The 14335-nt window shown below is 61.1% G+C and carries 13 protein-coding genes, 1 tRNA gene and 1 pseudogene; 8 read left to right on the top strand and 7 right to left on the bottom strand.

The genetic code is table 11. From position 1 onward, the window contains the following. Nucleotides 1-32 precede the first annotated feature (32 nt). Both KW841_RS10420 and KW841_RS10415 read left to right on the top strand, forming a co-directional pair. Nucleotides 33-1349, top strand: coding sequence for a S41 family peptidase (locus tag KW841_RS10420; RefSeq protein WP_007972748.1), 1317 nt, complete (start codon nt 33-35; stop codon nt 1347-1349). Nucleotides 1350-1351: 2 nt separating this feature from the next. Then, nucleotides 1352-2128 (top strand): divergent polysaccharide deacetylase family protein, encoded by a 777-nt coding sequence (locus KW841_RS10415; protein WP_218475756.1) that lies wholly within the window; start codon nt 1352-1354, stop codon nt 2126-2128. 143 nt (nt 2129-2271) lie between these two features. Here KW841_RS10415 and KW841_RS10410 read toward each other — a convergent pair whose 3' ends face one another. From KW841_RS10410 to KW841_RS10380, 7 genes are all read right to left on the bottom strand, one after another. Further along, the gene (locus KW841_RS10410) at nt 2272-3027 is read right to left on the bottom strand and encodes an ABC transporter substrate-binding protein (protein WP_218475754.1); all 756 of its coding nucleotides are present in this window, start codon (nt 3025-3027) and stop codon (nt 2272-2274) included. A gap of 78 nt (nt 3028-3105) precedes the next feature. Then, nucleotides 3106-3876: an imidazole glycerol phosphate synthase subunit HisF gene (hisF, locus tag KW841_RS10405; protein WP_007972752.1), complete on the bottom strand. Its 771-nt coding sequence runs from the start codon at nt 3874-3876 to the stop codon at nt 3106-3108. A 9-nt stretch (nt 3877-3885) separates the two neighbouring features. Continuing rightward, entirely contained in the window at nt 3886-4623 is a 738-nt protein-coding gene (gene hisA / locus KW841_RS10400) for a 1-(5-phosphoribosyl)-5-[(5-phosphoribosylamino)methylideneamino]imidazole-4-carboxamide isomerase (RefSeq protein ID WP_007972753.1), read from the bottom strand. Between the two features lie 42 nt (nt 4624-4665). Next, nucleotides 4666-4923, bottom strand: a complete 258-nt coding sequence (locus KW841_RS10395) for a DUF2164 domain-containing protein (RefSeq protein WP_007989200.1) — start codon at nt 4921-4923, stop codon at nt 4666-4668. Continuing rightward, entirely contained in the window at nt 4924-5562 is a 639-nt protein-coding gene (gene hisH / locus KW841_RS10390) for an imidazole glycerol phosphate synthase subunit HisH (protein ID WP_116580824.1), read from the bottom strand. After that, nucleotides 5562-6155 carry an imidazoleglycerol-phosphate dehydratase HisB gene (gene hisB, locus KW841_RS10385; RefSeq protein ID WP_003186751.1) on the bottom strand — a complete coding sequence of 198 codons (594 nt, stop codon included), beginning with the start codon at nt 6153-6155 and terminating at the stop codon, nt 5562-5564. The genes hisH and hisB overlap by 1 nt, the downstream gene beginning before the upstream one ends. A gap of 269 nt (nt 6156-6424) precedes the next feature. Next, nucleotides 6425-8089: an OFA family MFS transporter gene (locus KW841_RS10380; RefSeq protein WP_218475752.1), complete on the bottom strand. Its 1665-nt coding sequence runs from the start codon at nt 8087-8089 to the stop codon at nt 6425-6427. Between the two features lie 225 nt (nt 8090-8314). On the opposite strand from KW841_RS10380, the gene panM reads away from it, so the two are divergent. The 6 genes and pseudogenes from panM to KW841_RS30020 form a co-directional block, all read left to right on the top strand. Next, complete coding sequence (gene panM / locus KW841_RS10375) at nt 8315-8719, top strand: aspartate 1-decarboxylase autocleavage activator PanM (RefSeq protein ID WP_218475750.1); 405 nt, start codon at nt 8315-8317, stop codon at nt 8717-8719. 78 nt (nt 8720-8797) lie between these two features. Further along, nucleotides 8798-11029 carry an AsmA family protein gene (locus KW841_RS10370; RefSeq protein WP_218475748.1) on the top strand — a complete coding sequence of 744 codons (2232 nt, stop codon included), beginning with the start codon at nt 8798-8800 and terminating at the stop codon, nt 11027-11029. Further along, a complete protein-coding gene (gene mutY, locus KW841_RS10365) occupies nt 11026-12093 on the top strand; it encodes an A/G-specific adenine glycosylase (RefSeq protein WP_218475746.1) in 1068 nt (355 codons plus the stop codon). The genes KW841_RS10370 and mutY overlap by 4 nt, the downstream gene beginning before the upstream one ends. Beyond that, a complete protein-coding gene (locus KW841_RS10360; protein ID WP_007972770.1) occupies nt 12090-12362 on the top strand; it encodes an oxidative damage protection protein in 273 nt (90 codons plus the stop codon). The genes mutY and KW841_RS10360 overlap by 4 nt, the downstream gene beginning before the upstream one ends. 103 nt (nt 12363-12465) lie before the next feature. Then, a tRNA-Phe gene (locus KW841_RS10355) sits at nt 12466-12541 on the top strand. A 213-nt stretch (nt 12542-12754) separates the two neighbouring features. Next, a pseudogene (locus KW841_RS30020) lies at nt 12755-14107 on the top strand (hypothetical protein); the annotation flags it as partial. Between the last annotated feature and the right edge of the window lie 228 nt (nt 14108-14335).

Raw genomic sequence — 14335 nt, 5'->3', positions numbered from 1 at the left:
GTTGAGTCACCAACATTAGGAGTTCGTTCGACATGCTGCATTTGTCCCGCCTTACCTCGCTGGCCCTGACGATCGCCCTGGTGATCGGCGCGCCTCTGGCGTTTGCCGCTCAACCGGCCCCGGCGGTTGCGCCGGCGGGCACTGCTGCGACCACCAAGGCGCCACTGCCGCTGGATGAGTTGCGCACCTTTGCCGAGGTGATGGACCGGATCAAGGCCGCTTATGTCGAACCGGTGGACGACAAGACCCTGCTGGAAAACGCCATCAAGGGCATGCTCAGCAACCTCGACCCGCATTCGGCTTACCTCGGCCCTGAAGATTTCGCCGAGTTGCAGGAAAGCACCAGCGGCGAATTCGGCGGCCTGGGCATCGAAGTCGGCGCCGAAGACGGCTTCATCAAGGTGGTGTCGCCGATTGACGACACGCCTGCTTCCAAGGCCGGCATTCAGGCCGGCGACTTCATCGTCAAGATCAACGGTCAGCCCACCCGCGGCCAGAGCATGACCGAAGCCGTCGACAAGATGCGCGGCAAGATCGGCCAGAAAATCACCCTGACCCTGGTGCGCGACGGCGGCACGCCGTTCGACGTGACCCTGTCCCGCGCCGTCATCCAGGTCAAGAGCGTGAAGAGCCAGCTGCTGGAATCGGGCTACGGCTACATCCGCATCACCCAGTTCCAGGTCAAGACCGGTGAAGAGGTTTCCAAGGCCCTGGCCAAGCTGCGCAAGGAGAACGGCAAGAAGCTCAAGGGCATCATCCTCGATCTGCGCAACAACCCGGGCGGTGTGTTGCAGGCGGCGGTGGAGGTGGTCGACCACTTCATCACCAAGGGCCTGATCGTCTACACCAAGGGCCGCATCGCCAACTCCGAGCTGCGTTTCTCTGCCACCGGCAAGGACGAAAGCGAAGCCGTGCCAATGGTCGTGCTGATCAACGGCGGCAGCGCCTCGGCATCGGAAATTGTCGCCGGCGCCCTGCAGGACCAGAAGCGCGCCGTGGTGATGGGCACCACCAGTTTCGGCAAGGGCTCGGTGCAAACCGTGCTGCCGCTGAACAATGATCGTGCATTGAAGATCACCACGGCGCTGTATTACACGCCGAACGGCCGCTCCATCCAGGCCCAGGGCATCGTCCCGGACATCGAAGTGCGCAAGGCCAAGATCACCAGCGAGCAGGACAACGACTACTTCAAGGAAGCCGACTTGCAGGGTCACCTGGGCAACGGCAACGGCGGTGCGGACAAACCGACCGGCTCCAGCAAGGCCAAGCCGATGCCACAGGACGATGATTACCAGCTGGCCCAGGCCCTGAGCCTGCTCAAAGGGCTGAGCATCACGTCCGGCCGTTGAGGATGCGCCTGCGGTACATTCTCGGTCTGCTTTGCTGTCTGGCGGGTGTTGTTCACGCAACGCCCGCCTCGACTACCCCGCAAAAAGCCTACCTGACGCTGATCATCGATGACCTGGGGCAGAACCTGCCCCGGGATCGCCGCGTGCTGGCCCTGCCCGGCCCGGTGACCACGGCGATCATGCCCGACACACCTCACGCCACCGAATTCGCCCGCGAAGCCCATCGCGCCGGAAAAATCGTCATTCTGCACATGCCCATGGACCCGGCCACCGGACCGTTCGCCTGGCATCCCGAATTGCCTGTCGATGAGCTGGAAAAGCGCCTGAACGCTGCGTTCAAAAGGGTTCCCTACACCAGCGGCATCAACAATCACATGGGCAGCCGCATGACCGCACAACCCGCGGCCATGGCCTGGTTGATGGCGGACTTGCAACAACGGCACAAATTCTTCGTCGACAGCCGCACCAGCGCCCAGACCGTGGCCGCGGCCGAAGCGCAGAAAACGGGTCTGGCCAGCGTTTCGCGGGATGTGTTTCTCGACGATGAACGGACCGAAGCCGCGATCTTCAGCCAGTTGCAGACAGCGATCAGCCTCGCGCATAAGCAGGGTTCGGCGGTGATGATCGGGCATCCGTATCCACAGACGCTCGCGGTGCTGGAGCGGGAGTTGCCGAAGCTGAAGGCTCAGGGAATTGAGTGGATTGATATCCGGCAGATGATCAGTGTGCGCGGTAATCGGGCCACGGCGGCGCATGGGAAGGATGGGGTGTACCGCTAGAGCTACACAGCGCCCTCTGTGGGAGCGAGCTTGCTCGCGATAGCGATCTGTCCTTCACCAATGTTGTCGACTGACACGACGCCATCGCGAGCAAGCTCGCTCCCACAGTGGTCCGGGCATGACTGAAGGGTTGGTGTTGAAACCTATAGATACCGAGCCATGATCTCGTCGACCTTGCCTTCCTTGCGCATCTGGTCCAGCGCCGCCTGGAGCCTGGCCACCGTCTCGTCCGGCACGTCCTTGTTCAGTGCCAGGTACAGTTCCGCACTGTTGAAACGCAGTACGGTTTTCAACCCGTTGACCCCTTCCTGACGCGCCAGATAGCGCCCGGCCGGGTCACCGGTGGCCCACAGGTCGATCTGCCCGTTGACCAGTTTTTTCGCGTTGTCCTGATCGCGCAGTACAACAATCGGATTGAGCCCCTGCTTGGCCAGCGTCTCGGCAATCGCGTCGCCCTTGTAGGCGCCGATCTTGTACTTGCGCGCATCATTCAAGGTTTCGAGGGTGATCTTGCTGTCAGCCTTGGCCAGCATGATCCAGTCGTCCGGACCGATTGGGCCGACCCATTTGAACAGCTTCTCGCGATCCGGCAACCGCGCCATGACGAACACGCCATACCCGGGTTTTTCCAGGGTGAGTTTGTAGATTCGCTCCCAAGGGAAACGCAGCGTCAGGCTGTAGGTAATGTTGGCGCGCTTGAATATCTCGCGGACGATATCGGTGGCGATGCCATCGATGTTCTCGTCCTGAGCGAAGTTCTTGCCATTCTTCGCCATGTTGTAGGGCGGGAAGTTTTCAGTCAGCAACACCATGTCGGCATCGGGACTGTCTTTTGCGTGGGCTCCGCTGATGAACAACAGAGAGGCGCTGGCAAGGACGAGAAGAAGGCGTTTAAGCATGTCTGGCTACCGAAATCCATGGCGTACCCAAGAGTGCCTTGGGCACGCCATGATGTCCACTGGCCTGCATTGGTTTATTCAGCGCATCACAATTCCGCGATGGGCCATATAAGCCTTGGCTTCCTGCACGGTGTATTCGCCGAAGTGGAAAATACTCGCCGCCAGAACCGCGCTGGCGTGACCTTCGATAATGCCGTCGGCCAGGTGTTGCAGATTGCCGACGCCACCGGAAGCGATCACCGGAATGCCCAGCGCATCGCTGATGGCGCGGGTGACGCCCAGGTCGAAACCGTTTTTCATGCCGTCCTGGTCCATGCTGGTCAGCAGGATCTCGCCGGCACCCAGGCCTTCCATTTTTTTCGCCCACTCAACGGCGTCGAGGCCGGTTGGCTTGCGTCCACCGTGGGTGAAGATTTCCCAGCGCGGGGTTTCGCCAGGTCCCGAAACCTTCTTCGCGTCGATCGCGACCACGATGCATTGCGAACCGAAATGCTGCGCGGCTTCGCCGACGAACTCAGGGTTGAACACCGCTGCGGTGTTGATCGAAACCTTGTCCGCACCGGCATTGAGCAGGTTGCGAATGTCCTGCACGGTACGCACACCACCGCCCACGGTCAGCGGGATGAACACCTGGCTGGCCATGCGCTCGACGGTATGCAGCGTGGTGTCGCGGCCATCGACGCTGGCAGTGATGTCGAGAAAGGTAATCTCGTCGGCGCCCTGCTCGTCATAGCGACGGGCGATTTCCACCGGGTCGCCGGCGTCGCGGATGTTTTCGAATTTCACACCCTTGACCACCCGGCCGTTGTCCACGTCCAGGCAAGGGATGATGCGTTTGGCCAGCGCCATGATCAGTCCTCAGCCTTTGTACGAATCGCAGAAAGCTTGCGCTTCGGCGACATCGAGGGTGCCTTCGTAAATCGCACGGCCGGTGATTGCGCCGATGATGCCCGGCGCCTTGGCGTCGAGCAGGGTCTTGATGTCGCCCAGGTTGTGGATACCGCCGGAAGCGATCACCGGGATCTTCGTTGCTGCAGCCAGCGCCGCGGTGAACGGGACGTTGCAGCCCTGCATCATGCCGTCTTTGGCGATGTCGGTATAAACGATGGCGGAAACGCCGTCGGCTTCGAACTGCTTGGCCAGGTCGATCACCTGGATGGTGCTGATTTCAGCCCAGCCGTCGGTGGCGACGAAGCCGTCCTTGGCGTCCAGGCCGACGATCACCTTGCCCGGGAACGCACGGCAGGCTTCGGCAACGAAAGCCGGATCTTTCACGGCCTTGGTGCCGATGATCACGTAGCTGACGCCCGCTTTCACGTAGTGCTCGATGGTTTCCAGGGAGCGGATACCGCCGCCGATCTGGATCGGCAGGTTCGGATAACGCTTGGCGATGGCGGTGACCACTTCGCCGTTGACCGGCTGGCCTTCGAAGGCGCCGTTCAGGTCGACCAGATGCAGACGGCGGCAACCGCCCTCCACCCACTTGGCAGCCATGCTCACCGGGTCATCGGAGAACACTGTGGAATCTTCCATGCGGCCCTGGCGCAGACGAACACAGGCACCGTCTTTAAGATCGATAGCGGGAATAATCAGCATCTGGCAAACCTTCAAATTTGAATGTTCAGCTTGGCTCGGAAATCAGTTTTTCTCGAGCGCCCACAGGTCGCTTTCGATGCTTTCGAACCTCTCTTTGAGGTGCGCCTGCACATCGAAAATCGCCCTGTTGTAATAGTGCGGAGCAATTTCACGGGTAAACAGCTCAAGAATCTCCGCCGCCTCGAAAGAGCCGAGGTCGAGTTCAAAGCGGTCTTCCATGAAACGCTTGATCTTGCGATTGGCCTCGCTCTCCTGCTCGGGAGTGAGGGTCAGAATCGGCGGTTTCTTCTTGACGGCCATTTACCAGCGACCGTCCCACGCAGCGAAGTTCTGCAGCAACTGCAGGCCATGGGTATGGCTTTTCTCCGGGTGGAACTGCACGGCGAAACGCGAGCCTTCGGCAAGCGCCGCGGCGAAATCGACACCGTAGTGACCGCCACCCACTACCTGACGCGCATTGGCGGCGGCGATGTAGTAGCTGTGCACGAAATAGAAACGCGCCAGGTCCGGAATGTCGTGCCACAGCGGGTGACTGACCTTCTGCTTCACTTCGTTCCAGCCCATGTGCGGGACTTTCAGGTGCTCGCCGTCCTCGACCAGATCCTTGCCGAAGAACTTCACCGCGCCCGGGAACAGGCCGATGCAGTCGACGCCATCGTTCTCTTCGCTGGTGTCGAGCAAGGCTTGCATGCCCACACAGATGCCGAGGAACGGACGGTCCTGGCTGACTTCACGCACCAGCGAATCGAAACCGAGGCGACGGATCTCCGCCATGCAATCGCGAATCGCGCCAACGCCGGGGAAAACCACCCGGTCGGCTTCGCGAATCACGCTGGCATCGCTGGTGATCAGCACCTTGCCGGCACCAACGTGCTCGAGGGCCTTGGCCACCGAGTGCAGGTTGCCCATGCCGTAATCGATAACCGCGACTGTCTGCATTACAGGACGCCCTTGGTCGAAGGCATTTGCCCGGCCATGCGGTCATCGAGCTCGACGGCCATGCGCAGGGCGCGACCGAAAGCCTTGAACACGGTTTCGATCTGGTGGTGGGTGTTGTGCCCACGCAGATTGTCGATGTGCAAGGTGACGTTGGCGTGGTTGACGAAGCCCTGGAAGAATTCCTGGAACAGGTCAACGTCGAAGCCACCGACGGTGGCACGGGTGTAGGGAACATGCATCTGCAGGCCTGGGCGGCCGGAGAAATCGATCACCACGCGCGACAGCGCTTCATCGAGCGGCACGTAGGCGTGACCGTAGCGACGAATGCCTTTCTTGTCGCCGATGGCTTTGGTGAAGGCCTGGCCGAGGGTGATACCGACGTCCTCCACAGTGTGGTGGTCATCGATATGCAGGTCGCCCTTGCTGACAATATCCAGGTCGATCAGCCCGTGACGGGCGATCTGGTCCAGCATGTGCTCAAGAAAAGGTACACCGATATCGAATCGGGCCTTTCCGGTGCCATCGAGGTTGATCGAGGCTTTGATCTGGGTTTCCAGAGTGTCGCGCTCGACAGACGCCTTACGTTCGGCCATCACCAGCTCCGCAAAATCATTGGGCGAAAAAGGCAGCCATTATAGGCGTGCGGGCGCCAAACAGAAACACGCGAGGTGATATCACTGACGGAGTGAATCCGGGGGTGCCAGCGATGTACATGTCAGTACAAGCCATTCAGGTGCAACACAGAACAAATGTGGGAGCGGGCTTGCTCGCGAAAGCGGTGGATCAGCCCACAATTATGTCGACTGATACTCCCTCTTCGCGAGCAAGCCCGCTCCCACAGGGGCTGTGGCTTACCTTGGTGTTAGTGGAACAACACCGCGGTTTTTTGCAGGGTCACCCACACACCCCACGCCAACGGAATGCCCACCACCAGCCACGCCGCCACCGCCAGCGGCTTGGTGCCCGGCGCGGCTTTCCACTCCAGCACGGTGCTGCTGTCAGCGCCTTTGTCATGGCCCAGCGCCTGTTCGGCGGCCAGTTCGGCGTCGGTCATGAAGTACTTGTCCGCCACCGGACGCACCAGCAGGTTGCACAGGAAACCCAGCACCAGCAGGCCGGCGAGGATGTACAGCGTGATGTCGTACGCTGCAGCACGCTCGACGCCGATGCTCAGCTGATATTCACGCAGGTAGTTCACCAGCACTGGACCGAGCACGCCGGCGGCCGCCCACGCCGTCAGCAGACGACCGTGAATCGCACCGACCATTTGCGTGCCGAACAGGTCCGCCAGATACGCCGGAACAGTCGCGAAACCACCGCCGTACATCGACAGGATGACGCAAAACGCCGCCACGAACAGCGCGATGCTGCCCAGATGACCGAGGTTCGGAATCAGCCCGTACAGGGCAAAGCCCAAGGCGAAGAACACGAAGTAGGTGTTTTTGCGACCCAGGTAATCCGAGAACGAAGCCCAGAAGAAACGTCCGCCGATGTTGAACAGGCTCAGCAAACCGGTGAAACCGGCCGCGATGGCGGCGATCGAAGCCAGCTGCGGAGCGTCGAGTTGGCCGAACGCCAGGTCATTGCCCAACAACTTGCCACCGAACACTTCCTGCAACAGCGGCGACGCCATGCCGAGGATGCCGATACCGGCCGATACGTTCAGGCACAGCACCAGCCACACCAGACGGAACTGCGGGGTCTTCCAGGCCACATTCACGTGAACATGACGATGAGTAATCATCGCGTTCGAGGCTTTTTTCGCCGGGGCGGTCCAGCCTTCAGGCTTCCAGCCGGTTGGCGGGACGCGGTAGGACAGCGCGCCACCGATCATGAACACGAAGTAGATCGCCGCCATGACCAGGAAGCTCTGCCACACGCCGACGCTGGTTGGCGAAGCGAAATGCCCCATCAGCGCTGCCGCCAGCGGAGCACCGACCATCGCGCCGCCGCCGAAGCCCATGATCGCCATGCCGGTGGCCATGCCGCGCTTGTCCGGGAACCACTTGATCAGGGTCGAGACCGGCGAAATGTAGCCCAGGCCCAGGCCGATACCACCAATGACCCCGGAGCCGATCCACATCAGCCAGATCTGGTGGGTATACACGCCCAGCGCCGAAATCAGCAGACCGCCGCACCAGCACAGCGCCGATACAACCCCTGCCTTGCGTGGCCCGGCATGTTCCAGCCAGCCCCCCCAGATGGCAGCCGAGCAACCCAGGAAGATGAAGAACAGGGTGTAGATCCAGCCGAGCATCGAGATAGGCCAGTCACACTGGGACGAAAAGACCTGTGCGATAAAACCCATGTCCGCTGCGCAGGCCACTGGCGCCGTGATGCCCATCGCCTTGGACAGCGGCAACCAGAACACCGAAAAACCGTAGGCCATGCCGATGCACAAATGGATGGCCAGCGCGGCCGGTGGCACCAGCCAACGGTTGAAGCCGGGCTTGGCGATGATCCGCTCCTTGGACAGGAACGCGGGCTGGTCGGCGCCGAGGCCGTCCGCCGTGATGCTCGTGGTCATTGTAATTCCCCCAATTATTAGTAGGGTTCGCCAGCCACACTCCCGGCCTTTATGCACGCAGACATGACCGTTTTTTGCTGGAGCGCCTTGTTGTGCGACAACAGGTCGCAGAAGGACGGGCGAACGGGCAAAGGTTACCATCTGCCAGTGACAGAAAAACCAAACTGACATCACCTTTTGTACGTCGTCTGATCTCCATCGCTTCATGACCCCACAGGAATCACCATGCCGATCATCGTCGAGCCGCTGAACCAAGCCACGTCCCAGGATCGGCAGGATCTGCAGAAGATCTACCACGACGCTCCAGACTGGTTGTTCGCCCCGTTTTCCGGCCAGGCGCAATTGATCGAGGACTGCTTGCGCGACGGCACACTGATCGCCGGACGCTTCAACGATCGCCTGCTGGGCGCGGCCCGCTTGCAAAGGCACCAAGACGCCTGGCATTTGTCACAAATATGTGTGCGAAAAATTACCCGTCGCCGTGGTGTTGCCGAGCGACTGGTGGCCGAAGCGCAAAAAATGGCCGCGCAATCGGGTATGACGCTACGCCTGCTGGCGCCTGCCGGGCACCTGGAAGCGCAGGCGCTGGCCGCCAAGCTGAAACTGCCGCTGGATGTACTGCCGGAGTGATCGCTGACCGGTCGTCCGTTCCGGGGCGCTATACTCCCCGGCTAAATTTTGAATTCGACTAATTACAAGGACTCGCCCATGAAAGCGTTCGGCAAAATCCTGGGTCTGGTACTTCTCGGGCTGTTGCTGATCATTGTGGCGCTGGGCTTTGCCCTGACCCACCTCTTCGATCCCAACGACTACAAAGACGAGATTCGCCAGATTGCCCGCGACAAAGCCCACATCGAGCTGACGCTCAATGGCGATATCGGCTGGAGCCTGTTCCCGTGGCTGGGCCTGGAGCTGCACGACGCCAGTGTCGCGACCATGGTCAAACCGACCGAGCCGTACGCCGACTTGCAGATGCTCGGCCTGTCGGTGCGCGTACTGCCGCTGCTGCGCCGTGAAGTGCAGATGAGCGACGTACGCGTCGAAGGCCTGAACCTGCGCCTGAACCGCGACAAGGAGGGCCATGGCAACTGGGAGGACATCGGCAAGCTGCCTGCAACGGCCGGCACCGACGCGACCGGCACCCCGCCAGCCGCTACCGAACCCGCGCCCGAAACCGGCACCGTGGCGGAAAAACCGCCTCAGCCGATACGCCTGGACATCGACAGCCTGACCGTGAACAACGCACGGGTCGAATACACCGACGAACGAACCGGCAAGAGCTTCAGTGCCGAAAGCATTCAGTTGAGCACCGGCGCGGTCCACGACTCCGTCAACATCCCGCTCAAACTCACGGCTTTCCTGTCAGCCAACCAGCCGGCACTGCGGGTGCGCACCGAACTCAACGGTGAGTTGCGCATCGCACGTGCGCTGCAGCGCTATCAGTTCGAAGACATGAGGCTGTCGGGTGAAGTGACCGGCGACCCCTTGCAAGGCAAGGCCGTGACGTTCTCCGCCCAGGGCCAGTTGGTGCTGGACAAGGCCGCCAATGTGGCCGAGTGGACCGGCATCAAGGTCTCCGCCAACCAGTTGCGGGCACTGGGTGAACTGAAGGTCAACGATCTGGACAAGACCCCACAGGTCAGTGGCGGCATCTCGATTGCCCAGTTCGACCTGGCGAAATTCGTCGACAGCATCGGCCAGAAACTCCCGGCCATGGCCGAAGGCAGCCTGAGCAAAGTCGAGCTGGTCAGCCGGTTGGCCGCAACACCGACCAGCCTGGCGCTCGACGACCTCAACCTGAAAGTCGACGACAGCACCTTCAGCGGCCGCATTGCCGTCGAAGACTTCGCCAAGCAATCGCTGCGTGCCGTGCTCAAGGCCGACACCTTCAACGTCGACCGTTACCTGCCGCCGAAATCCGCCGAGGCCAATAGCGCGACGCAAGTGCGCCAGGCCGAAGTCGCCAGCACCGAAGCCGATGCCATGGCCGGCGCCGGCAGCACGCCGTTGCCACCCGCGCCGACCAAGGACGCGTGGAGCAGCGAGCGCCTGTTGCCAGTGGAACGCTTGAGCAAGCTCGATGTGGACGCCGACCTGACCTTCGGTCAGTTGACCCTGCAAAAACTGCCGATCCATAACGCTGCGCTCAAGGCCACCGGCCAGGGCGGCCTGCTGACGCTGGCCAACCTGCGCGGCGACCTGTACGAGGGCAACTTCGAAACCACCGGCACGCTGGATGTGCGCCAGCCAGTGCCGGCGCTAAATCTGCAGACGAAGATCAGCCGGGTACCAGCGGAAAAAATCCTCGAAAGCCAGGGCAAGAATCCCCCGGTCAAGGGCCTGGTCACGCTCAACAGCAACCTGACCGGCAACGGCAACAGCCAGAAGGCGCTGATCGAAACCCTCAACGGCAACGCCAGTTTCGTCATCAACAATGGCGTGCTGCTCAACGCCAACCTTGAGCAACAGCTGTGCAAAGGCATCGCCACGCTCAACCGCAAAACCCTCAGCGGCGAGCCACGCGGCAAGGACACTCCGTTCCAGGAGCTCAAGGGCAACCTGACCTTGCGTAACGGCGTAGCCAGCAACCCGGACCTGAAAGTGCGCATCCCGGGCATGACCGTCAAAGGTGACGGTGACATCGATCTGCGCGTGCTGGGCATGGACTACCGTGTCGGCATCATCGTCGAAGGCGATACCAGCGCCATGCCGGACCCGGCCTGTCAGGTCGGCGAAAAGTTTGTCGGCATCGAGTGGCCGCTGCGCTGTCGTGGCCCGCTGGAGCTGGGCGCCAAGGCTTGCCGCTTGGATAACGACCGCATGAGCCAGGTCGCGACCAAGTTGGCTGGCGAGAGGATCAGCGAAAAAATCGACGAAAAATGGGGCGACAAAGTCGACCCGAAACTGAAAGACGCGCTCAAGGACCTGTTCAAGCGATGAGAGCCGAGCAGTTTTCAACGGCGGTGCTGGACTGGTTCGACCGCCACGGCCGTCACGATTTGCCTTGGCAGCAGGACATCAACCCGTATCGGGTATGGGTCTCGGAAATCATGCTGCAGCAGACCCAGGTCAGCACCGTGCTGAACTACTTCGACCGCTTCATGGCCTCGTTGCCAACGGTCGAAGCTCTGGCGGCGGCACCGGAAGACGAAGTGCTGCACCTGTGGACCGGCCTGGGTTACTACACCCGTGCGCGCAATTTGCAGAAGACCGCGAAGATCGTCGTCGAGCAGTACGGCGGCGAATTTCCCCGGGACGTGGAAAAGCTCACGGATCTGCCGGGGATCGGCCTGTCCACCGCTGGCGCCATTGCCAGCATCAGCATGGGCCTGCGCGCGCCGATCCTCGACGGCAACGTCAAACGCGTCCTGGCGCGCTTTACCGCGCAAGAGGGCTACCCGGGCGAGCCGAAGGTCGCCAAACAGCTCTGGGCCAACGCTGAGCGCTTTACGCCGCACGACCGGGTCAACGCCTACACCCAGGCGATGATGGACCTCGGTGCCACGCTCTGCACCCGCAGCAAACCGAGCTGCCTGCTGTGCCCACTGGAAAAAGGCTGCGAGGCGCACATGCTCGGCCTGGAAACCCGTTACCCGATCCCCAAGCCGCGCAAGGCCATCCCGCAGAAGCGCACGCTGATGCCGATGCTGGCCAACGCCGAAGGCGCCATCCTGCTTTACCGTCGCCCCTCTACGGGCCTCTGGGGCGGCTTGTGGAGCCTGCCGGAGCTCGACGACCTCGGCGACCTGCCTCATCTGGCAACGCAGCACTCGCTGGAACTGGGCACCCAACAGGCATTGCCGAGCCTGGTGCACACCTTCAGCCATTTTCAGTTATCCATCGAACCCTGGCTGGTTCAGGTCCAGGAGACCGGCCATCACGTGGCCGAGGCCGACTGGCTCTGGTATAACCTCGCCACCCCGCCGCGCCTGGGCCTTGCCGCCCCGGTCAAAACCTTGCTCGAACGCGCGGCCGCCGTATTGAACGCAGGAGAGTCGTCATGACCCGCACCATCATGTGCCGCAAGTACAAAGAAGAATTGCCAGGCCTGGAACGTGCTCCGTTCCCGGGCGCCAAAGGCCAGGACATTTTTGACCACGTCTCGGCCAAGGCCTGGGCCGACTGGCAAAAACACCAGACCCTGCTGATCAACGAAAAACGCCTGAACATGATGAACGCCGAAGATCGCAAATATCTTCAGGGCGAAATGGACAAGTACTTCTCCGGCGAGGATTACGCCAAGGCCGAAGGCTACGTACCGCCGTCGGAATAACCCCGATTTATCGGGGGTCGGAACGTAAGCGACGGTAATAATTAAAATTTTTTTGAAAACTTGCTTGACGACCCCCTGAAAAACCCGTTTAATGCGCCCCGTTGCCCAGATAGCTCAGTCGGTAGAGCAGGGGATTGAAAATCCCCGTGTCGGCGGTTCGATTCCGTCTCTGGGCACCAAAATACCGAAAAACCCCAAGCGAAGATGATTCCTTGGGGTTTTTTATTGCCTGCGATTTGATGGCCGCCGGACCACCTCCAGACCAAGTCACTCTCCACCCCCGCCTTAACCCCTCACCCAATACGCCCGACGAATGATGGCAATTTGACGCCATCGTTTTGCCCTGTAAACTGCCAGCCACTTCCGTATTCTTTGCATAAAAGGAATTTGCAATGCCAACCCTGGGCGAAATCCGCGTCAACACTACCACTGGCAAAAACTCCGAGCCCTCCCTCACGGCTCTGAAGGACGGTGGTTACATCGTGGCGTGGAGCGATCAGGGAACAAGCTTTACCGATTACATCTACACCCAGCGCTATAACGCCAGTGGTGTGAAGGTAGGCGGGCCGGCCCTCGTCAACAACGTTACCAACAGCGCACAGGAAGATCCCTCCATTACCGCATTGGCCAATGGCGGCTACGTGGTCGCCTGGAAGTCGGACACCTTCGACGACATGGCCGACATCGCCGCCCAGGTCTACAACGCCAATGGCGTCAAGGTTGGAAGCGAGTTCATCGTCAACACAACCAGAATCGGCACGCAGGACAGCGCGGAGATCACCTCGCTGAAAGACGGCGGTTTCGTGGTGACCTGGGCTTCGTTCGGCCAGGACGGCAGCGGTTGGGGCGGTTACCTGCAGCGCTATGACGCCAGCGGGGCGAAGGTCGGGGTGGAGACTCGCGTCGCTACCACCACTCTGTCCGACCAGGATGGCCCTACTGTCACCGACCTTGCCGATGGCGGCATCATGGTGGTTTGGGAGGGCAACGGAAAAGACGATGCATACGGCATCTTCGGCCAACGATTCAAGGCCGACGGCAGTAAGTCGGGCGCAGAAGTCCGCATCAGCACCAGGGTTGCCGACGATCAGACAGACCCTGTCGTGAAGGTCCTGAGTAACGGTAACTACGTCGTCACCTGGCAATCGGCTCCCGACGATGGTGATGGCGACGACGAGACCGATGCCCCTGCCGACGTCTATTCCCAGCTTTTCAATGCCGCTGGCGTAAAAGTGGGCGTGGAAACCCGGGTCAACACCACCACCGCAGGCAATCAGGAAGAGCCTAATGTCACCGCCATGACGGATGGCGGTTATCTGGTGACCTGGGCAGGCCAGGGCACCGGTGATGTCAATGGCATCTTCTGCCAACGCTTCAATGCCAGCGGCGTCAAGGTGGGCACAGAAACCCGCATCAATACCACGACCGCCGACAATCAATTGTTCTCCCAGGTGACGGCATTGGCCGATGGCGGCTATGTGGTTGCCTGGGAGTCCTCGAAGGCAAGCGGGCAAGTTGACGTTTATACCCAGCGCTTTGACGCGAACGGCAACAAGGTTTCCAGCCTGACAGGCGATGCCTTGGCCAACACCCTGACCTGGACCGGCGCCGGCAGCGTGATCATCGACGGCGGCGCGGGCAACGACACGCTTACAGGTGGCCGCGCCAACGACCATCTGAACGGCAGTGCAGGCAATGACTCGCTCGATGGCGGCGCCGGTGCCGACCGCCTGATCGGCGGCGACGGCTCGGACCGCTACTACGTCGACAATGCCGGCGATATCGTCAGCGAAACCAATGCCACGGCCAGCACCGGCGGCACCGATAGCGTCTATAGCTTCCTCGGCGCCTACACCCTGGGCGACAACGTCGAGAACCTGCGCCTGCTGGCGGCCGGCGCCGCCAACGGCACCGGCAACAGCCTCAACAACATCATCGACGCCGGGGCCGGCAACAACATCCTCAATGGCGGC

Origin of the sequence: Pseudomonas sp. PDM28 (assembly GCF_019219115.1) — a bacterium.
In the GTDB taxonomy this organism is placed as follows: Bacteria; Pseudomonadota; Gammaproteobacteria; order Pseudomonadales; family Pseudomonadaceae; genus Aquipseudomonas; species Aquipseudomonas laurylsulfatiphila.
Note: the sequence above shows the minus strand (reverse complement) of the source record. Positions and strands in the feature narration are given on the sequence as shown.